Raw genomic sequence first — 18,903 nt, 5'->3', positions numbered from 1 at the left:
TTTTTCGCGGACGCGTGCGCGGCGCGACAAGGCTTCGACAAGGTTTCCTGCCACACACCGGTGCGAATCTGCTGGGAACGGACGGGCGCTGACCGCGTCCCGTCCCGGCACGAGAGCAGGGCCGTCGCCTGGCGGCTGCGCAACAGGCAAAACGGGGGCGAGACGTGTGATCACACAGGAAGTGATGGCACCTGAGACGCGGGTGCCGGTACAGCGGTCGGAGACCTTACCGGCCGCCTCGGGGAACGCGGGCGGAAGGAGCGTACTGGAAGGCGCGTTCGCGCTGCTGGAGGCGGTGGAGCGGGCCGTGGAGGCGGGGCCGACAAGGCTGGCGGCCGACTGCGGGCTGCCCAAGACGACCGCGTACCGGCTGCTGGAACAGCTGGCGGACCTGGGCGCGGTCGAGCGGAGCGGGGGGAGCTACCGGGTGGGCCCGCGGATGTTCCGCCTGGGGCGGGCCTGGCAGCCGCATCCCCGGCTGCGCGCCGCCGCGCGTGAACCGATGCGGCGGCTGGCCCGGGTCACGGGCACGACGGTCGGAATCGCCGTGCTGTGGAAGGGCGAGACCTTGATGATGGAGTGGTGTCCGGAGGACGCCGAACGTCCCGATCCGCTGCAGACCCGGATGACCTGGCCGTGGTTCACCGCGGCGGGCAAGGTGCTCGTGGCCATGTCCGCACCGGCACCCCTGCTGGGGCCGCTGCCCACGTCCTGGGCGAGGGACGCCGCGGCGATACGGGAGCGGGGCGCCGCGTTCGACCGGGAGGAAGTGGTGACCGGGGTGTGCTGCGCGGCGGTTCCGCTGCTCGGAGCGCGCGGCACACCCGTGGCGTCCCTCTGTGTCCTCACCGACCCCGCCCACCACTTGGACCGGCTCGCGGAAACCGCCCGCCGGACCGGCCTGGTGATCAGCGCGGGGCTGCGGGGGCGGTGACGGGACGGGGCCGGCGGTGCGGCGAGGTGCTCGGGCGGGGTCGAGCATCAACCGCACCGGCGGCCCCGTCCAACTCGCCCTCCCGACTCCGATCCCCCTCAACTCCCCCTCACCGAAGTCGAACCGCCGGGAAAACCCTGCGCTGTCCGTCGATCTCCGTCGTACGCTGACGGCCGCTGTCTGCCGAGGGAGGACACATGGGGATCCGAAGCCTGACCCGCGCCGAAGCCGAGCGCCGGGCCGAGTTGGTCGTGGTCGAGCGGTACGACGTGGACGTCGATCTGACCGCGCTGCCGGACGGGCCGGAGGTCCGCTGTGTCTCCACGGTGGCGTTCACCTGTCGCGAGCCGGGCGCGGAGACCTTCGTGGACTGTGCGGCACAGGTGGTGAGCGCCACGCTGAACGGTGTCGCCCTCGCCCCCGGTGAGGACGGGCGGATCCAACTCCCGGGCCTCGCCGGGCACAACGTGTTGCGCGTGGAGAGCGTCCAGGCCGACACCACCGCCGGCGAGGGTGTCCACAAGGCGACGGACCCCGCCGACGGCGAGGTGTACGTGTGGATGAGCTTCGAACCGGACGAGGCCCGCTTCGTGTGGGCCTGCTTCGACCAGCCCGACCTCAAGGCCCCGCACGCCTTCACCGTCACGGCCCCGGCCGCGTGGACCGTCACCAGCAACTCCGGTGACGCGCGCGTCGAGGAGCTGGACGCGGCCCGCCGCTGGGCCTTCCCGGACACCCCGCCCCTGTCGACGTACAACACGGTCATCAACGCGGGCCCCTTCCACGAGGTACGGCGCGAGGCCGACGGCCACAACCTGGGCCTGTACGCCCGCCGTTCACTCGCCGAGGTCCTCGATCGCGACGCCGACGAGATCTTCACGCTCACCGGCCAGGGCCTCGCGTTCTACGCCGAGGCCTTCGCGATGCCGTTCCCGCAGCGCCGCTACGACCAGGTGTTCATGCCCGAGTTCGGCGGGGCGATGGAGAACTACGGCTGTGTGACCTGGTCGGACGCGTTCCTGCGGCGGGCCGCGCCGACTCCGGCCGAACACGGGCTGCTGGCACGGGTGTTGCTGCACGAGATGGCGCACATGTGGTTCGGCAACATCGTCACCATGCGCTGGTGGGACGACCTCTGGCTGAACGAGGCGTTCGCGGAGTTCGCCTGTCACTGGGCCGCCGAGCAGGCCACCCGGCACACCGACGCGTGGGCGAGCCATCTGATGATCGGCAAGATCAGCGCGTACCTGTCCGACCAGGGCCCCGCCTCGCACCCGATCCACCAGCCCATCCACGATGTCGCCCAGGCCGCGTCGATCTTCGACAACATCACCTATCCCAAGGGCGCCTCCGTCCTCCAGCAGCTCAAGACGTATGTAGGCGAAGAGCACTTCAGGACCGGCATGGCCGCCTACTTCGCCCGCCACGCGTGGAGCAACACCACGCTCCAGGACCTGATCGACGCCCTGTCCGAGGCCAGTGGCCGCGACCTGGACACCTGGCGCACGGCCTGGCTGGCGACGGCGGGCACCGACCGCTTCTCCCTGGAGCGCGACGGGGACACCGTCACCCTGGTGGCCGACGGCAACCCGCGTCCGCAGGTGCTGGCGGTGGGCGCGTACGCCAGGAACGGCGACGCGCTGGAACGCCGGGCGCTGGTGCGGGTCGAGGTGACGGAGACCCGGACCCCGGTGACCGGCCTCCCGCCGGCGGACGTCCTGCTGATCAACGACGACGACCTGACCTTCGCCACGACCCGCCCGGATACCGCGAGCAGGGATGAACTCTTCCGTACGGCGGCGCAGTTGCCCACGGCGATCTCCCGTGGCGTGGCGGCCGCGACCGTGTGGGACATGCTGACGACCGGCGAGGCCACGGCGGCGGAGGCCGGTCGGTGCCTCACCTCGGTCCTGGCGGCCGAGACGTCCGACGCGGTGATCGAGCCGTATCTGACCCTCGCCGCGAACATCGCGGAACTGTGGGCGCCGCCGGCCGAGCGTGACGCGTTGTCGGCGGCGGTGGCGGCGACCTGTCGGCGCCTCGCCGCGGACCCCGGCCGCCGTCAGGTCGCGCTGCGCGGTCTTGCCCGTACCGCGACGACCGCGGACGATCTCGGCTGGCTCCGCGAACAGGCCGGTGACGACGTGGACTTGAGCTGGCGCGCGCTGATCCGCGAGGCGGAACTGGGTGGCGACATCACCGCGGAGTCCGGCCTCCTCCTCGCCCGCGACCCGGACCCCGACGCCTGGCTCCGTGCCCTCACCGTACGAGCGGCCCTGCCGGACGCCGCCACGAAGGCCGAGGTGTGGCAGCAACTGGTCGTGGACCGCACCGTCCCCATCAACTCGGTCGGCCTCGTCGCGGCGGCCTTCTGGCGTCCCGGCCAGGACGCGCTGCTGGCCCCCTACGCCGAGCGCTACCTGGAGGCGATCCCGAAGCTGCATCAGGGCGGCATGATCCTGGCGATGAGCTACACCCACCGCCTGTTCCCGGTGCACGCCATCGCCCCGGACTACATCGAGCGGGCCCGGCAGGCATCCCAGGAGGCGGTCCCGGTGGTCCGCCTCACGCTCCTGGAGCGCTCGGACGAGGTGGGCCGCATGCTCCGCGCGCGAGCCGTAGCGGCCTGACCTTCGCGATCCGGTGCGAGAGGTCAGTCCACCGGTGGCGTCGGCTCGGGCGTGGACCGTTCCGGGTGCGGATACGACGGCTGTACCCGCAGCGGGCGGGCCGCCCAGGCGGGCAGGTGCCAGTTCCAGCCGCCGAACAGGGAGACGAGGGACGGCACGAGCAGCATCCGCACGATGGTCGCGTCCAGCAGGATGCCGATACCGAGGCCGGTCGCCAGGGTCTTGAGGTCGGTGCCCGGTCCGGAGGCGAGTGCGGCGAAGGCGAGGAACAGGATGAGTGCGGCGCTGGTGACGAGGCGGCCGGTGCGGCCGATGCCCTCGACGACCGCCTCGTCGGTCGAGTGGCCGGCGTCGTACTCCTCCCGGATGCGGGAGAGGATGAACACCTCGTAGTCCATGGACAGTCCGAACAGGAACGCGAAGATCATGATCGGGATCCAGAACGTGACGGCCCCGGTGGCGGCGATGCCGAAGATCGCGTCGGAGCCGTGACCGTCCTGCCAGAAGAGCACCATCAGGCCCAGGGTCGCCGCCAGTGAGATCAGGTTGAGCAGCACCGCCTTCAGCGGCAGCAGCAGCGAGCGGAAGGCGCGCACGAGCAGGATGTACGTCAGCAGCGCGATGATCGTGATCATCAGCGGGAAGTTGCCGTAGACGGCGTGCAGGAAGTCGATCTGCGCCGCGCCGACGCCGGCGACGCCGACGGCCCCGGGCAGGTGTTCGGTGGCGGTCTTGACGCGTCTGACCACGTCGACGCTCTGGGAGTTGACCGTCTCGGTGTCCGGGATGACGACGACGATGCTCTGTCCGCCCCGGTTGCCGGCGGGCCCGGTCGGCACGAACACGCTGCTCACACCGTCGACCTTGGCCAGGGCGGCGGCGACGGGTTTCGCCTGGTCGGTGCTGACCAGGACCTCCATCGGGGTCAGTGCGCCGGTCGGGACGCCGCCGCGCTCGAGGGTCTGCAGGGTCTCGTAGGCAGGGCCGCTCTTGGCCAGCGACTCCGACGACGCGAGGCCGATCTTGATGCCGGCGAAGACGCCGACGAGGGCCGCGAGGGCGGCCAGTGCGGCGCCGGCCGCGATCCAGCGGCGCCGTACGACGGCGGTGGTCCAACGGGTCCAAAAACGGCTCGCCCGGTTCTCGTGCCGGATCTTCGGCCAGTCGACCTTCGGTCCGATGCCGCCGAGGATCGCGGGGGTCAGGGTGAGTGTCGTGAGCACGCTCGCGAGCGGGATGAGCGCGCCGCCGTAGCCCATGCTTCTCAGGAACGGGACGGGCAGCACGACAAGGGAGAGCAGGCCGATGGCCACCGTGACGCCGCTGAACACGATCGCGTGCCCGGCGTGTTCCATCGCGACGACGACCGCGTCGTGGTTGTCCCGGCCCCGGTCGCGCTCCTCGCGCCAGCGGGTGACGAACAGCAGCGAGTAGTCGATCGCGACGCCCAGGCCGATGAGGGCGACCAGGAACTGCACGATGAACGACACGTCGGTCGCGTAGGTGAGCGGCAGCAGCATCACGAAGGTCGCGAGGATCGAGACGGCGGCCACGAGCAGCGGCAACAGGGCCAGGAAGGAGGCGAACACGAAGGCGAGGACCGCCAGTGCGCCGAGGGCTCCGAGCAGCGTCTCGCCGAGCACTCCGGGTCCGCCGCCGTCGTCACCGCCGGAGGCCAGGGTGTCCTCGCCCGTCACCCCGATCGCCGCGCCCGCCGGCATCGCCTTCTCCGCAGCCGCCCGGATCGGGTCGGTCAGCAGCTTCTGGCTGGGTGACGGGTTGAACCGGTAGAACACCAGGCCGTAGGCGGTACGGTCGTCCTTCGTCCGGAACGCCTTGTCGCCGGTGTTCGCCTCGTCGATCACCCGCAGGCCCGGTGCCGCCGTGCCGACGGCCGTGAACACCTTCCCTACGTCCGTCTCGTGACCGGTGACGGTCTGCCCGGCCGGGAGGGTGACCGAGACCAGATAGGGGTTCGTGTCGCCGCCGCTGCCGAAGGCTTTCTCGATCTTGTGCGCCGTCACGGTGCCGGGCTGGCCCGGCAGCGAGAAGTCGATCGTCAGCCGGTCCGTGGTCCGACCGGCCAGCGCGATGCCGGCGATCAGCACCAGGCCCCAGAACGCCACCACCGCTTTGCGATGCCGCAGAACGAATTCGGCCCACCGTCGCATGCCGGACCTTCCCCGGGTCGTAGGTTGCGCGAGTCTAGCCCGCCGCCCCGTTCATCCGCTATCGGGATAATCCATCCGGTATGACGGAATCCGGAAGCACAGAATCCGCCTTTGCGCCCCTCGGGAAGAGAGCGCGGTGCACGGCTGTTTTAGTTTCTCGGTACCGGATCAACACCGGACTCCTGAGAACGGAGCAGTCAAGGTGAACGACACGTCGAAGACCGACATACGCCAGGTGACGGACGCCCCGACTCCGACTCCCGATGTGCTGGAGCAAGTACGGCGGCACCGGCGGCACACGCTGGAACTGCTCACCGTCTGTGCGGTGGGACTCGTCCCGTGGACGGTCCTGCTGGCGGTGACGCTGCCGTCCGCCTACGAGGTGCACCAGTGGCGGACGACATGGGTCGGGTTCGACGTCCTGCTGGTGCTCGCGATGGCGGCCACCGCGCTGCTCGGCTGGCGGCGGAACCGGGCGGTCATCGTGGCGGCGGTCTTCTCGGCGGCGCTGTTGATCTGCGACGCGTGGTTCGACGTGTCGCTGGCCATCGGCACCTCGGACGTCTGGTCGGCCGCGGCCCTCGCGGTCTTCGCCGAACTGCCGCTGGCCGGCTATCTGATCCACCGGGTGATGGCGATGATCTCGCTCGCCCGGTGGCCGTCCGTGGAAGCCGCCACCAGGCTCACGGAATAGCCGACTTGCCTCTGCGGCAACGGTGAGGTTTTCGCAACTCCCCTTTGTTCCCGATGACTTCGTTCGGAAATCCCCAGGGCTGAAGTTGGTCGCCATGAAGAGCGGCGAGGTGGCAAGACCTCGGCGCGCGGCATGGAGGATGTCATGCCCGAGATGTATTTCGACGAGCGCCGGCCCGACGGTCTGACCCAGCGCTGCTATTCCCCCTCCACGATAGTCCAGGACTACTTCACCCCGGGCGCCGAATACGAGCTCACCGAATTCGTCGAGCCCAGCCGAACGGCATTCGCAGCCCTCACCGGCGCCGATGGGAGCCCGCGATGAGCCCGGCGACACAACTGCCCGGCGCGCACTACTCCGTTGCCGTGGTGGGAGGTGGCCAGGCGGGACTCTCCGTCAGCCACGAGCTCCGCGAACGCGGTATCGACCATGTCGTCGTCGAGGCCCACCGGGTCGGACACGAGTGGCGTGAACGCCGCTGGGACTCCTTCTGTCTGGTGACTCCCAACTGGCAGTGCAGGCTGCCCGGTTACCCCTACCGGGGCGACGATCCCGACGGGTTCATGGTCCGCGACGACATCGTGCGGTACCTGGAGGGCTACGTCGCCCACTTCCGCCCGCCGCTGGTCGAGGGCGTGACGGTGACCAGGCTGCGCCGCTCCCCGAGCGGAGTCTTCGAACTCTCCACCACCGAGGGGGACTTCACCGCCGACCAGGTGGTGATCGCCACCGGCCCCTACCACACCCCCTCCCTCCCCTCGATGGCCCAGCGCCTGCCCGACTCCCTCACCCAGGTCCACTCCTCCCGCTACCGCAACCCCACCCAACTCCCCCCGGGCGCCGTCCTGGTGGTCGGCACCGGCCAGTCCGGCTGCCAGATCGCCGAGGACCTGCACCTCGCCGGACGCCAGGTCCACCTGGCCGTCGGCAGCGCGCCGCGCGTGGCCCGCTTCTACCGCGGCCGTGACTGTGTGGCCTGGCTCGACGAGATGGGCCACTACGCGAAGAGCATCGACGACTTCGACGACGCCGGCGTGGTCCGCATGCGCGTCAACCACTACGTCACCGGACGCGACGGAGGCCGCGACATCGACCTGCGCGCCTTCGCCCGCGACGGTATGCGGTTGTACGGGCGGCTCACCGAAGTCAGCGGTACGGCACTGGAGTTCGCCGACGACCTCAAGGTGAACCTCGATCGCGCGGACGCCGTGGCCGAGGGCATCAAGGACGCCATCGACGCCCACATCACCGCCCAGGGCATCCCCGCGCCGGACGAGCCCCGATACATACCGGTGTGGGAACCGGACCACCAGCCGCGCGAACTCGACCTGGACAAGGCCGACATCACGTCCGTCGTCTGGTCGACCGGGTTCCGCCGCGACCACCGCTGGATCGAGGCACCGGTCTTCGACGGCCGCGGCTATCCGATGCACTGGCGCGGTGCCACCAGCGTCCCCGGCCTCTACTTCCTGGGCCTTCCCTGGCAGCACTCGTGGGGTTCGGGACGGTTCGAAGCGGTGGGCAAGGACGCGGAGTTCCTCGCGAACCACATCGAGGCCTCGCGTCGCCTGGCCGACGTCTGCGGCACCCTCACCGGCGCCCCCACGGACCTCGCCTCCGCCCTCCCGATCGGCTGAGGAACGGGGACAGTCATGGCCTACGACGCACACCGCCACATCGGCGTCCTGCCCGCCTACCCCTTCTACGGCGGCCCGCCGGTCAACCCCGACACCACCGCCCGCGCCACCGTCAAACAACTCGTCGCCGACCTGGACGCGGAGGGCACCGAACGCGCCCTCGTCATCCCGAACTACGGCGTCCCCGACCCCGCCATCGCCTTCTCCTTCAACGAGTTGGCGATCGAGGCCGCCCAGACCGACGACCGCATCCGGGCCGGACTGTGGGTCTCCCCGCGCCCGGAGGACGAGCAACGGACCGCCCAGGCACTGGAGTTGGCGGGCGAGCGGGGCGTGAAGGCACTCAAGCTGAGCTTCCTGCTCGGCGGACGCCCCACCGACCCGGCCTGCCGCCCGCACCTGGACCGTATCTTCGCCGAGGCGGCCCGGCACGGGCTGGTGGTCCACGTCCACACCTCCCCCGGCGCCGCCTCCGACATCGACGAGGTCGGCCACCTGGTCGACTGGTACGCCGACCAAGTCCCCGTCCATCTCGTGCACTTCGGCGGCGGAATGAGCGGCCACATCAAGCTCGCCGGCTCCCGGTTCTTCGACTGGATCACCGCCGGCAAGCGCGTCTACACCGACCTCTCCTGGGCCATCGGTTTCACTCCCCGCTGGCTGGCCCGGGAGATCGAGCGCCGTGGTGTCGGCCACGACCGGGTGCTCTTCGCCAGCGACCAGCCGTGGGGCGACTTCACGGGCGAGTACGCCCGCCTCGCCGAAGCGACCGGCGACGGCGAACTCGGCCGACTGGTCTTCAAGGACACCTTCGCCGCGCTCTACGACTGACCGACCTCCCCTCTCAAGTCCGGTACGTACAAGGAGACAGCCATGTCCGAAACCGTCGAACTCAGCGAGATCGAGCAGCAGTCCCTCAACGAGATCCCCCACCCGTCCCTCCCCGACGGCACCAGCATCTACGGCGCCACCAAGGTGTTCCCCGACTACAAGGCCGAGGACGGCGAGACGTACTTCACGCTCGTCCACGGCATCGCCCACGAGTCGTCGGTGTCGTTCGTCGCCGTCCTCCAGGCGACCCGCGCCCTGCGCAAGGGCTTCGAGACGGCCATCTACTTCTACGGCCCCGGCTCCCTCAACTGCCTTGCCACTCGCGGCTTCCCGACCACCGGCAACTCGGCCTTCCCCGGCGAGCACAACATCAACAACCAGCTCAAGACGTTCATCGCGGAGGGCGGCAAGGTGTTCTGCTGCCGCTTCGGTCTGTCCCTGCACGGCGCCCGCGAGGAGGACCTCATCGAGGGCGTCATCCCGACCCACCCCCTCGACGTCCAGGACGCGCTGATCCACTACGCCCGCAAGGGCGCCATCATCAACTCCACCTACCAGCTGTAAGGGGTCCGCTGTGAGCGTTGGCACCGAATCGACGAGTACGGCGGTGGATGTGCGCATCCTGACCCGCGCCGAACTCGCCCTGCACGGCGTCGCGTTGGACGCCCCCGTACGGCGGCCCGACGGCGCGGGTCCGAGCGGCGACGGTCACGTCCTCGTCGACGGTGCCAACGCCGCACTGCCCACCAACCCGGCCAGCCCCTACCGTGTACGCGACGGCAGCGTATGGCTCGGCGACCAGGACACCGGCCTCGCCCTGACCGCCGTGAGCCGCCCGAAGTTCTACGACCTCACCACCACCGAGGGCATCCCCTACGAGCACATCGCCCGCCTGCACGGCGCCGACGTCCTCGCCACCACCGTCGTCCAGACCTGCATCCGCTACGCCGAGTCCGACCGCTGCCGCTTCTGCACCATCGAGGAGTCCCTGCGCTCCGGCGCGGCGGTCGCCGCCAAGACTCCGGCACAGCTCGCCGAAGTCGCCGAAGCGGCAGTGCGGTTGGACGGCGTGAAGCAGATGGTCATGACCACGGGCACGACGACCGGCCCCGATCGGGGTGCCCGCAACCTGGTCCGCTCCGTGCGCGCCGTCCTCGAAGCGGTCCCCGGCCTGCCGATCCAGGTGCAGTGCGAACCGCCCGGTGACCTCGCCTGGATCCGCGCACTGCACGACGCCGGGGCCACCGCGATCGGCATCCATGTCGAGTCCCTCGACGAGGAGGTGCGGCGACGCTGGATGCCGGGCAAGTCGACTGTCCCCATGGCGGAGTACGAAGCCGCGTGGGAGGAGGCAGTGCGGATCTTCGGACCGAATCGCGTCTCCACCTATCTGCTCGTCGGGCTCGGCGAGGACGCGGACGAACTCATCGCGGGCGCAGGCGAGTTGATCGACCGGGGTGTGTACCCGTTCGTCGTCCCGTTCCGCCCGATGGCCGGCACGCTCGCCGCCCGCGACGGCACCCCTGCACCGAGCGCCGAACTCCTGACGTACGTCACCGAGGGCGTCGCGGCCAAGCTGCGTGCGGCCGGGATGAGCGGTGCCGACCAGAAGGCGGGCTGCGCGGCGTGCGGCGCGTGCAGTGTCCTGCAGTCGGCGGGCGGGTGATGTCCATGTACCTCGACGGCTCCGCGGCACCGCCCGTGGTCGACGGTCCGATGGACATCCTGGCGCTGCTCGGCGACCGGAGCACACTCGCCCGACGTCCCGCGTTCCACATCGAACAGGCCACCAGGGAAACCGAGTTGGCCGCCTACCGACGACTGCGCACCGAGACCTTCGTCCACGAACAGTGCCTCTTCACCGGCAACGACCTCGACAACCGTGACGCCGACGCCCGTACCGTCGTACTGGTCGCCAGGGCGCAGGACGGCACGGTCATCGGCGGGGTGCGGCTGGGCCCGGTCGACGACGGTCCGGACCTCGGCTGGTGGCAGGGCGGTCGGCTGGTCGTAGCCAAGCAGGCCCGCGGCCCGCACGGAGTCGGCGCGGCATTGGTCCGGGCGGCCTGCGCACGGGCGGAGGCGGAGGGCGCGCTGCGGTTCGACGCGACCGTCCAGGCCCGCAACGAGGTGCTCTTCCGGCGGCTCGGCTGGCAGTCGGTGCGGGCCACGGAGGTCGCCGACAGCCCGCACGTCCTGATGCGGTGGCCCATCGGGCGGATCGCGACCCAAGTCGCCGCCACGAAGTCCGCGTTGGGCCCGTTGCTCGCCGCGTTGCCCGCGCCGCCCGGCTTCATCGGCGACGACGGCGCACCCGTCCCCGGCACCGATGTGATCGCCGCGTGCGACGCGATCGTTCCGTCGATGGTCGAGCGTGACCCCGAGTGGGCGGGCTGGTGCGCGGTCCTGGTGAACGTCAACGACCTTGCGGCGATGGGTGCTTCACCGGTAGGGCTGCTGGACGTGGTGGGCGCGCGTGATGCGACACATGCCGCGCTCATCCTCGCCGGACTGACCCGGGCCGCGCGGGCCTACGGCGTCCCGGTGCTCGGCGGACACACCCAACTCGGCGTACCTGCCGCCCTGTCGGTGACCGCGCTCGGCCGCACCGACCGGCCTGTGCCCGGCGGGGGTGGACGCCCCGGACACGCCGTGCGGCTCACGGCCGACCTCGGCGGCGGCTGGCGCGCGGGCTACCGGGGCCGCCAGTGGGACTCGACCACCCGGCGCCGTACGGACGAACTGCGCACGATGACAAGGGCGGTGGCCGCCGCACGACCGGCCGCCGCGAAGGACGTGTCGATGGCCGGGGTCGCCGGGACGCTGGGGATGCTCGCCGAGGCGAGCGGCTGCGGGGCGGTGCTCGATGTGGCCGAAGTTCCGCGTCCCGCGAGCGCGTCGATGGGTGACTGGCTGACCTGCTTCCCGGGCTTCGCGATGCTCACCGCCGACGAACCCGACGCGCCCCCGCTGCCCGCCGGCCCCGCAACAGGCGCTGTGTGCGGGGAGTTGACCGCCGGGCAAGGGGTCGGGCTGCGCTGGCCCGACGGAGAGATCACCGAGGCGGTCGCCTCCGCGGTGACCGGAATGGGGACGGCATGAGCACGCTGCGGATGGCGGCCGTGTCCGCCGAGTTCGGCCGCGACCTGGAGGAGGACTTCGCGATCGCCGAACGGCTGATCAAGGAGGCCGGGGAGCAGGGAGTGCGCCTTCTCGCGCTGCCGGAGGCATGCTTGGGCGGTTACCTGCTCAGCCTCGATGACGACAGCGAACTGGACGAGGGCCCGCCCGCGCTCGCCCTCGACGGTCCGGAGATCCGCCGACTGGCCGCGCTGGCCGGGGAGTTGACCGTCGTCGCCGGGTACTGCGAAGCCGCCCCGGACGGACGGCAGTACAACAGCGTCGTCTGCGTCACCGGCGACGGCGTCCTCGGCAACCACCGCAAGGTCCACCAGCCGCTCAGCGAGGACGCCAGCTACTCCTCCGGCGACCGCTTCCACGCCTTCGACACACCGGTCGGGCGGATCGGCATGATGATCTGCTACGACAAGGCGTTCCCGGAGTCGGCGCGGGCCCTGGCCCTGGACGGCGCCGAAATCGGGGTGTGCGTCTCGGCCTGGCCGGGCGCGCGCACGAATGCGAGCGCCGATCTCGAACAGGACCGCTGGAAGCGGCGTTTCGACCTGTTCGACCGGGCCCGCGCGCTGGAGAACCAGATCGTGTGGCTGTCCGCGAACCAGGCGGGCACGTTCGGGTCGCTACGCTTCGTAGGCAGTGCCAAGGTCGTCGACCCGGGCGGCGAGATCCTCGCCGACACGGGCGTGACCTCCGGCATCGCCGTCGCCGAACTCGACGTCGCGCAGGCCCTGGAGACCGCCCGCCGGTCGATGGGACATCTGCGCGACCGGCGGCCCGAGACCTACGGACCAGCCCCGGGAGCAGTCACCGCATGAGCACCATCCGGATCGCGGCCGCGGCCGCCCACTTCGGCCGCGACCTGGAGTTCGACCTGGCCCGCGTCGCCAAACTCATCGACGACGCCCGCGGCAACGGCGCCGGACTGCTGGTCCTGCCCGACGCGACCCTCGGCGGCTACCTCGCCGACCTGCGCCACCCCGACCCCCAGACGCTGCCCCCGGCCCTCAAGCCGGACGACCCGCTGATCCTCCAAGTCGCCCGCCTGGCCGCCGAGATGGTGGTGTGCGTCGGCTACTGCGAGGATGGCGGAACCGAGCGCTACAACGCGGCGGTCTGCGTCAGCGGTGACGGCATCCTGGGCCGGCACCGCAAGGTCCACCTCCCGGCCGGCGAGGTCGCCGCGTACACACCGGGCGACCGCTTCGACGCCTTCGACACCCCGGTCGGCCGCCTCGGCATGCTCATCGACTACGACAAGACCTTCCCCGAGTCGGCCCGTTCGCTGGCCCTGGACGGCGCCGAGATCCTCGCCTGCCTGTCCGCCTGGCCCACCAGCATCACCAACCGCGCCCCGCGCATGGCCCAGGACCGCCAGGCCCGCCTCTTCGACCTGTACGACCAGTCCCGCGCCGCCGAGAACCAGGTCGTCCTCGCCTCCTCGAACCAGACCGGCGCGATGGGCGGCATGCGCTTCCTCGGCCAGGCCAAGGTCGTCGGCCCGGGCGGCGACATCCTCGCCCGCACCTGGTCCAAGGCCGGCCTCGCCGTCGCCGAGATCGACGTGGCCGCCGAGACCGACCGGGCCCGTCGCGTCCTGCGCCACCTCGACGAGCGCCGTCCCGACGCCTACCGGGAGTCCCGTACGTGAAGATCGCCCTGCTCAGCTACTCCACCAAGCCGCGCGGCGGGGTCGTCCACACCCTCGCCCTCGCGGAGGCCCTCGCGGCGCTGGGCGAGGACGTCACGGTGTGGTCGCTGGGTCGGGGCGGCGACGCCGGCTTCTTCCGTCCCGTGGACCCGGCGGTCCGCGTCCAGATCGTGCCGTTCCCCGACGGCCCGTCCGAGGAGACGGTCGGCGCACGCATCCTGCGCTCCATCGCCACCCTCCGCACCGCCTTCGACCCCACGCCCTACGACGTCGTCCACGCCCAGGACTGCATCAGCGCCAACGCGGCCGGCCGCTGCGTCCGCACGGTCCACCACCTCGACCACTTCACCACCCCCGAACTCGCCGCCTGCCACGAGCGCGCGATCGTCGAGCCGTACGCGCACCTGTGCGTGTCGGGGGCGGTCGCGCGGGAGCTGGTCGAGGGTTGGGGCATCAAGGCGGAGGTCATTCCCAACGGCGTGGCCTACGACCGCTTCGCCGCCACCGACCCGGCCGCGCAAGCGAGTTGGCGTTCCCGCCTGGGCCCGTACGTCCTCACCGTGGGCGGCATCGAACCCCGCAAGGGCTCGCTGGACCTGCTGGAGGCCTACGCCCTGTTGCGCGCCGACCGTCCCGACGTCCGGCTGGTGATCGCGGGCGGCGAGACGCTCTTCGACTACCGTGACTACCGGGCGAGTTGGGAGGCGCGGGCCGCCGAACTCGCCGTAGAACCCGTGGTGTTGGGGCAGGTCGGCGAGGACGAGCTGCCGTCTCTCGTCGCCGCGGCGGACGTGTTCGCCTTCCCGTCCCTCAAGGAGGGTTTCGGTCTCGCCGCGATGGAGGCGTTGGCGGCGGGGGTTCCGTTGGTCGTAAGGGATCTGCCCGTGCTGCGTGAGGTGTTCGGCTCCGCCGCGCGCTTCGCCGCCACACCTGAGGACCTGGCCACCGAACTGGGCCACGCCCTCGCGACGGAGGACCCGGCCCGCGCGACCGCCGGACGTGCCCTCGCCGCCCGTCACACCTGGGACGCCGCCGCCCGCAGCCATCTCGACTTCTACCGTTCCCTCAACTCTCCTGCCTGAGCAAGGGCGTTGACACTGCGTGCGATCCGCGTCACGGTGAGGTCCCCGTCGTGCCCGGAGGTCGTCCATGGCTCCGTCGTCAGCGCCCCCGTCCGATGCAGGCCTCGCCGAACGTGTACGGGAGTTACAACCGCTCCTCCGGGAGCAGGCGTTACGCACCGAGCAGGAGAGGCGGGTGACGTCCGAGGTCGTGTCCGCGCTGACCGGCGCCGGGGTCTACCGCATGAACGTCCCACGCCGGTACGGCGGTTACCAGAGCCGGTTGAGCACACAGGTCGAGGTGGTGAGCGAGATCGCCGCCGGGTGCGGTTCGACCGCGTTCATGGCGCTGATCCAGGCCGGTTGTTCCTATATCGCCGCGCTCTTCCCGGACGAGGCCCAGGACGAGATCTTCACGAGCCCGGACGTACGGGTCGGCGGCACGCTCATCCCGAACGCGGTCGCGGTCGCGACGGAGGGCGGGTATGTCGCCAACGGCACCTCGGCTTTCGCCACCGGTTGCCAGAACGCCGACTGGCACCTGCTGACGGCCCGGGTCGATTCCGACGGCGGGCCGCCCGAGGTGCTGTGGTTCGCCGTGCCGATGTCCGATCTGGAGATCCTCGACGACTGGTTCGTGTCGGGGCTTGCGGGCAGCGGCAGCAACAGTGTCGTCGCGCGGGACGTGTTCGTGCCCGCGCACCGCGTCCTGCCGGTCGGGCCGCTGCTGGGCGGCGACTTCCCGTCCAAGGCCAACGCGGACGACCCCTTCTACCGGATGCCGGTCCTGATGCTGTTCTGCGCCTGGACGGCACCGAACGCGCTGGGCCTGGCGCGGGCGGCCCTCGCGGAGTTCACGGAGCGGATCCACCGGCGGGGCATCACGTACACCTTCCACGAGCGGCAGTACGAGGCGGGCGTTACGCATCTGCAGGCCGCCGAGGCGGCGATGAAAATCTCCTGCGCCGAGTTGCTGACCGGCGAGTTCGTCGCCCGGATCGAGGCCGCGGCGGCGAGCGGTGAACCGTACACACAGGCGGAACGCGCCAAGATCCGCGCGCAGAGCGGCTATACGACGCGGCTGTGCAAGGAGGCCGTGGACCTCATCGCCTCCGCGTCAGGTGCGTCCTCCCTCCACCGTGACGTCCCCGTCCAGCGCGCGGTACGCGACCTGCACGCCCTCAGCCTGCACTCCTTCGTCAACCCGACCACCAACCTGGAGATCTACGGCCGGGTCCTCTCCGGACTCGACGCGGGCACGCCCTTCCTCTGACCGGACCGACAGCCCCGACGGCTCATCCCAGGGATGCCAGCCAGGCCTCGGTGTCGTCGGGGCGGGCGAACCGGTGTGTGGTGAGCGGCGCGAAGCGCGGGTCACCGGTACGGCGCTCGATCTCGCGGCGCCGACCCGCGTGCTGGGACCAGGCCCACCAGGCCGGATGCTCTCGGCTCAACCAGCCCGCCCAGGTCTCCCGGTTGCCGCCGAAGAGACTCTCTCGGGTGACCGAGCGCCGGAAGGAGCGGCGCAGGACGCGCGGCATGATCACGCGTCTCGGGTAGTCCAGCCAGAGCACCGTGTCGGCCTTCTCCCAGAGCAGGTCACGGACTTCGGGCGAGCCGATCGAGTCGATGATCCAGCGGGGTTCGGCCGTGAGACGCAGGACGTCGTCGGCCAGGCCTTCGTTGACGGTCCAGTCGGGGCCGGTGAAGTAGAGGGCGTCCATCTCGTGGTACGGCACGCCGAGCCGCTCGCCCACGGCCCGGGCGAGCGTGGACTTGCCCGCACCCGTCGCTCCGACCACCAAGATCCGTTCCATCCACGCACCCTAACTACGATGTGCTGTGTCGGCCGATCATTAACAGGAGCCCCACCATGAGCAGCCCGCAACACGCCCACGCCTCCCTCGACGGCCTGGTGATGGGTGACGCCTTCGGCGACGGCTGGTTCACACGGTCCGACGAGTCCCCCGAGGAGTTGTGGGCGGCACGGGAACTGCGCCCCGTGCCGTGGTTGTGGACGGACGACTCGGCCATGGCGTTCGTCCTGTTCGCGCATCTGGTGGAACACGGGGAAGTCCAACCGGGCGGTCTGGCACGGGAGTTCGCCGCCGAGTACGAGCGGGAGCCGGGACGCAAGTACGGCCCGTCCATGCACAGTGTGCTGCGGCGCATCGGCGAGGGTGAGGACTGGCAGACGGTCACCACCGGGCAGTTCGGCGGACAGGGGTCCTACGGCAACGGCGCCGCGATGCGGGTCACCCCGTTGGGTGCCTGGTTCCGGGACGACCTCAAGGTTGCCGCCGAGCAGGCCCGGCTGTCCGCACTGACCACCCACGCCCACCCGGAGGCCGTCGCGGGGGCGGTGGCCGTGGCGGTCGCCGCCGCGCTGGCGGCCGCCGGTGCGGGTCAACAGGCCGCGCCGCGCGCCGAGTTCCTGCGGGAGGTCGCCTCGCATCTGCCGGAGAGCGACGTCCGCTCGGGACTGCTGGTCGCCGCGAACTTCTCCGAGCGGACGTCGGTCCGGCACGCGGCGTCCGTGCTGGGCTCCGGGACGCTGATCTCCGCTCCGGACACGGTGCCGTACTCCCTGTGGTCCGCCGCGGGGCATCCGGACGACCTGCCCGAGGCGCTGTGGCAGACCGTCGCCGGATGGGGCGACCGGGACACCACCTGCGCGATCGCGGGAGGTGTCGTCGCGGCCCGCACCGGCACGGGCGACATCCCGGCCGACTGGCGGGAGGCCCGCGAGGCGATCCCCGCGTGGAGCGGCTGGAATTCGCTCACGGCGGCCCACCAGTCCTGCGCGTAGACCGGGCGACAGCCGTCAGCCCAGGACCGTCCCCGAGTTCTTCTCGTTCACCGGCCGCAGTCTGGAGAAGGTGCTCAGCTCGATGGTGTGGCCCGTGTACGGGGCCTTGAACACCGCGGGATGCAGGTCGTGGTCCACGCCGTTCTCCGTCTGGTCGACGATCGTGCGCAGGAACCCGCCGACGAGAGGGGCGTTCTTGAACTGGTTTCCGCTGGTTCCGATCGCCACGTAGAAACCGGGCAGGTTGGTCTTGTCGTAGATGGGTGTCCAGTCGTCGGTGACGTCGTAGACGCCGACGACACCCCTCGGGCGGTTCGGGACGGTCAGGGTCGAGAGGCGGCGGGCCGCTCGGGTGGCCTGTGCCTCGAACACGGGCTTCGTCACGTCGGTGGCGATGCCGTCGGGGTCGTCGACCCATTCCAGGGGATCGCATTCCGGCTCGGTGCCGCCGATGAGGAGGCCCCCGCCCACTTCGGGGCGCAGGTAGACACCGAGGTCGATGTCCGCGATGCACATGTCCGTCACTCCCGCGCTGCCCCGCCGCGCCGGTGCCGGCACGTGGTGCACTTCCTGGCGCAGCGGGCGAAGGGAGACCGTGAAGTCGTCGCCGACGCCTGCCAGTTCGTTGATCCGGCCCGACCAGGGTCCGGCCGCGTTGACGACGATGCCGGTGTCGATCCTGGTCCCGTCGTCGAGGAGTACGGCGGCCACCCGGCCGGACCGTCGGATCACCTGCGTCACCGCCCTGCTCAGCATGAACACCGCGCCCTGGCGTACGGCCGCGTCGGCCAGGTTGGCCGCGGCCAGTTGGGGGTCGCTGACGTGTCCGGCGTCCGGGGTGTACACCGCGCCGAGACGTTCCGAGGAGGAGGCCCAGAACGCGTCGTCGGCCAGGCGCTTCGGCGGCCAGTGACGGCCTGTGTCGATGCCGGGTATCTCCGCCGTGAGGCGGTCCGCGTCCCACTCCTCGTAGGGCACTCCGACGGTGTCGAACAAGGGCAGGTACAGGGCTCTCGGCGCGATGTCCACGTCGAGGAAAGCCAGGCCCGTCCTGGCGTACCGGACGAGGCCGGCGGACTCGGCCAGTCCGGTGTGCTCGGCCCAGTTCTCCCAGTGGAACTTCGACTCCCAGGCGGTGGCGACACCGGCCAGGGTGGAGAAGTTGAACCGCATGACGGCGCTGGACGCGCTGGTGGAGCCGTGCCCGATCCCCCGGGCCTTGTCGATCACCGTGACACTGCGGCCCGATCTGGCCAGTTCGAGTGCGATCGACGTCCCCATGACACCGGCTCCCACGATCACGGCGTCGGAATGCATCGGCGATCCTCCTTTTTCGTCGATCGTAGGATT

At 70.9% G+C, this 18,903-nt stretch carries 17 protein-coding genes; 14 read left to right on the top strand and 3 right to left on the bottom strand.

Going from position 1 to position 18,903, the window contains the following annotated elements; genetic code table 11:
- Positions 1-184: 184 nt before the first annotated feature.
- Both OO70_RS05325 and pepN read left to right on the top strand, forming a co-directional pair.
- The gene (locus OO70_RS05325) at positions 185-934 is read left to right on the top strand and encodes an IclR family transcriptional regulator (protein WP_043664673.1); all 750 of its coding nucleotides are present in this window, start codon (positions 185-187) and stop codon (positions 932-934) included.
- 197 nt (positions 935-1,131) lie between these two features.
- On the top strand, positions 1,132-3,564 hold the full coding sequence (gene pepN, locus OO70_RS05320) for an aminopeptidase N (RefSeq protein ID WP_043664671.1): 2,433 nt from the start codon (positions 1,132-1,134) through the stop codon (positions 3,562-3,564).
- A gap of 23 nt (positions 3,565-3,587) precedes the next feature.
- On the opposite strand, the gene OO70_RS05315 is transcribed toward pepN, so the two are convergent.
- A complete protein-coding gene (locus OO70_RS05315) occupies positions 3,588-5,735 on the bottom strand; it encodes an MMPL family transporter (protein WP_043664668.1) in 2,148 nt (715 codons plus the stop codon).
- A 202-nt stretch (positions 5,736-5,937) separates the two neighbouring features.
- Between OO70_RS05315 and OO70_RS05310 the strand changes: the two genes are divergently transcribed.
- The 11 genes from OO70_RS05310 (at position 5,938) to OO70_RS05260 (ending at position 16,017) form a co-directional block, all read left to right on the top strand.
- Complete coding sequence (locus OO70_RS05310) at positions 5,938-6,429, top strand: hypothetical protein (RefSeq protein ID WP_078651252.1); 492 nt, start codon at positions 5,938-5,940, stop codon at positions 6,427-6,429.
- Between the two features lie 144 nt (positions 6,430-6,573).
- On the top strand, positions 6,574-6,753 hold the full coding sequence (locus OO70_RS05305) for a hypothetical protein (protein ID WP_158711410.1): 180 nt from the start codon (positions 6,574-6,576) through the stop codon (positions 6,751-6,753).
- Positions 6,750-8,066 carry an MSMEG_0569 family flavin-dependent oxidoreductase gene (locus tag OO70_RS05300; protein ID WP_043664664.1) on the top strand — a complete coding sequence of 439 codons (1,317 nt, stop codon included), beginning with the start codon at positions 6,750-6,752 and terminating at the stop codon, positions 8,064-8,066. The genes OO70_RS05305 and OO70_RS05300 overlap by 4 nt, the downstream gene beginning before the upstream one ends.
- Before the next feature lie 15 nt (positions 8,067-8,081).
- Positions 8,082-8,897, top strand: coding sequence for an amidohydrolase family protein (locus tag OO70_RS05295; protein ID WP_043664662.1), 816 nt, complete (start codon positions 8,082-8,084; stop codon positions 8,895-8,897).
- Positions 8,898-8,939: 42 nt separating this feature from the next.
- Positions 8,940-9,461, top strand: coding sequence for an MSMEG_0572/Sll0783 family nitrogen starvation response protein (locus OO70_RS05290; RefSeq protein WP_033279770.1), 522 nt, complete (start codon positions 8,940-8,942; stop codon positions 9,459-9,461).
- Between the two features lie 10 nt (positions 9,462-9,471).
- On the top strand, positions 9,472-10,563 hold the full coding sequence (locus tag OO70_RS05285; RefSeq protein ID WP_234336705.1) for an MSMEG_0568 family radical SAM protein: 1,092 nt from the start codon (positions 9,472-9,474) through the stop codon (positions 10,561-10,563).
- Between the two features lie 5 nt (positions 10,564-10,568).
- On the top strand, positions 10,569-11,999 hold the full coding sequence (locus OO70_RS05280) for an MSMEG_0567/sll0787 family protein (protein WP_078651282.1): 1,431 nt from the start codon (positions 10,569-10,571) through the stop codon (positions 11,997-11,999).
- Positions 11,996-12,850: a carbon-nitrogen hydrolase family protein gene (locus tag OO70_RS05275; protein ID WP_043664656.1), complete on the top strand. Its 855-nt coding sequence runs from the start codon at positions 11,996-11,998 to the stop codon at positions 12,848-12,850. The genes OO70_RS05280 and OO70_RS05275 overlap by 4 nt, the downstream gene beginning before the upstream one ends.
- Positions 12,847-13,683 (top strand): carbon-nitrogen hydrolase family protein, encoded by an 837-nt coding sequence (locus tag OO70_RS05270; protein ID WP_043664653.1) that lies wholly within the window; start codon positions 12,847-12,849, stop codon positions 13,681-13,683. Before OO70_RS05275 ends, OO70_RS05270 begins: the two co-directional genes overlap by 4 nt.
- A complete protein-coding gene (locus tag OO70_RS05265; protein WP_043664650.1) occupies positions 13,680-14,765 on the top strand; it encodes an MSMEG_0565 family glycosyltransferase in 1,086 nt (361 codons plus the stop codon). Before OO70_RS05270 ends, OO70_RS05265 begins: the two co-directional genes overlap by 4 nt.
- A 67-nt stretch (positions 14,766-14,832) precedes the next feature.
- The gene (locus OO70_RS05260) at positions 14,833-16,017 is read left to right on the top strand and encodes an acyl-CoA dehydrogenase family protein (protein WP_043664647.1); all 1,185 of its coding nucleotides are present in this window, start codon (positions 14,833-14,835) and stop codon (positions 16,015-16,017) included.
- A gap of 22 nt (positions 16,018-16,039) precedes the next feature.
- Here the strand turns inward: OO70_RS05260 and OO70_RS05255 are convergent, their stop codons facing one another.
- Entirely contained in the window at positions 16,040-16,561 is a 522-nt protein-coding gene (locus tag OO70_RS05255; RefSeq protein WP_043664645.1) for an AAA family ATPase, read from the bottom strand.
- A gap of 56 nt (positions 16,562-16,617) precedes the next feature.
- Between OO70_RS05255 and OO70_RS05250 the strand changes: the two genes are divergently transcribed.
- Complete coding sequence (locus OO70_RS05250; protein WP_043664643.1) at positions 16,618-17,553, top strand: ADP-ribosylglycohydrolase family protein; 936 nt, start codon at positions 16,618-16,620, stop codon at positions 17,551-17,553.
- Positions 17,554-17,568: 15 nt separating this feature from the next.
- Here the strand turns inward: OO70_RS05250 and OO70_RS05245 are convergent, their stop codons facing one another.
- Entirely contained in the window at positions 17,569-18,870 is a 1,302-nt protein-coding gene (locus OO70_RS05245) for an NAD(P)/FAD-dependent oxidoreductase (RefSeq protein ID WP_043664641.1), read from the bottom strand.
- Positions 18,871-18,903 lie beyond the last annotated feature (33 nt).

Origin of the sequence: Streptomyces xylophagus (assembly GCF_000716435.1) — a bacterium.
Taxonomy (GTDB): Bacteria; Actinomycetota; Actinomycetes; order Streptomycetales; family Streptomycetaceae; genus Streptomyces; species Streptomyces xylophagus.
Note: the sequence above shows the minus strand (reverse complement) of the source record. Positions and strands in the feature narration are given on the sequence as shown.

Coding starts and splice junctions, on each gene's coding strand:
- OO70_RS05325 (WP_043664673.1), top strand. CDS start 185: ATGGCACCTGAGACGCGGGTGCCGGTACAGCGGTCGGAGACCTTACCG.
- pepN (WP_043664671.1), top strand. CDS start 1,132: ATGGGGATCCGAAGCCTGACCCGCGCCGAAGCCGAGCGCCGGGCCGAG.
- OO70_RS05315 (WP_043664668.1), bottom strand. CDS start 5,735: ATGCGACGGTGGGCCGAATTCGTTCTGCGGCATCGCAAAGCGGTGGTG.
- OO70_RS05305 (WP_158711410.1), top strand. CDS start 6,574: ATGCCCGAGATGTATTTCGACGAGCGCCGGCCCGACGGTCTGACCCAG.
- OO70_RS05300 (WP_043664664.1), top strand. CDS start 6,750: ATGAGCCCGGCGACACAACTGCCCGGCGCGCACTACTCCGTTGCCGTG.
- OO70_RS05295 (WP_043664662.1), top strand. CDS start 8,082: ATGGCCTACGACGCACACCGCCACATCGGCGTCCTGCCCGCCTACCCC.
- OO70_RS05290 (WP_033279770.1), top strand. CDS start 8,940: ATGTCCGAAACCGTCGAACTCAGCGAGATCGAGCAGCAGTCCCTCAAC.
- OO70_RS05280 (WP_078651282.1), top strand. CDS start 10,569: ATGTACCTCGACGGCTCCGCGGCACCGCCCGTGGTCGACGGTCCGATG.
- OO70_RS05275 (WP_043664656.1), top strand. CDS start 11,996: ATGAGCACGCTGCGGATGGCGGCCGTGTCCGCCGAGTTCGGCCGCGAC.
- OO70_RS05270 (WP_043664653.1), top strand. CDS start 12,847: ATGAGCACCATCCGGATCGCGGCCGCGGCCGCCCACTTCGGCCGCGAC.
- OO70_RS05260 (WP_043664647.1), top strand. CDS start 14,833: ATGGCTCCGTCGTCAGCGCCCCCGTCCGATGCAGGCCTCGCCGAACGT.
- OO70_RS05255 (WP_043664645.1), bottom strand. CDS start 16,561: ATGGAACGGATCTTGGTGGTCGGAGCGACGGGTGCGGGCAAGTCCACG.
- OO70_RS05250 (WP_043664643.1), top strand. CDS start 16,618: ATGAGCAGCCCGCAACACGCCCACGCCTCCCTCGACGGCCTGGTGATG.
- OO70_RS05245 (WP_043664641.1), bottom strand. CDS start 18,870: ATGCATTCCGACGCCGTGATCGTGGGAGCCGGTGTCATGGGGACGTCG.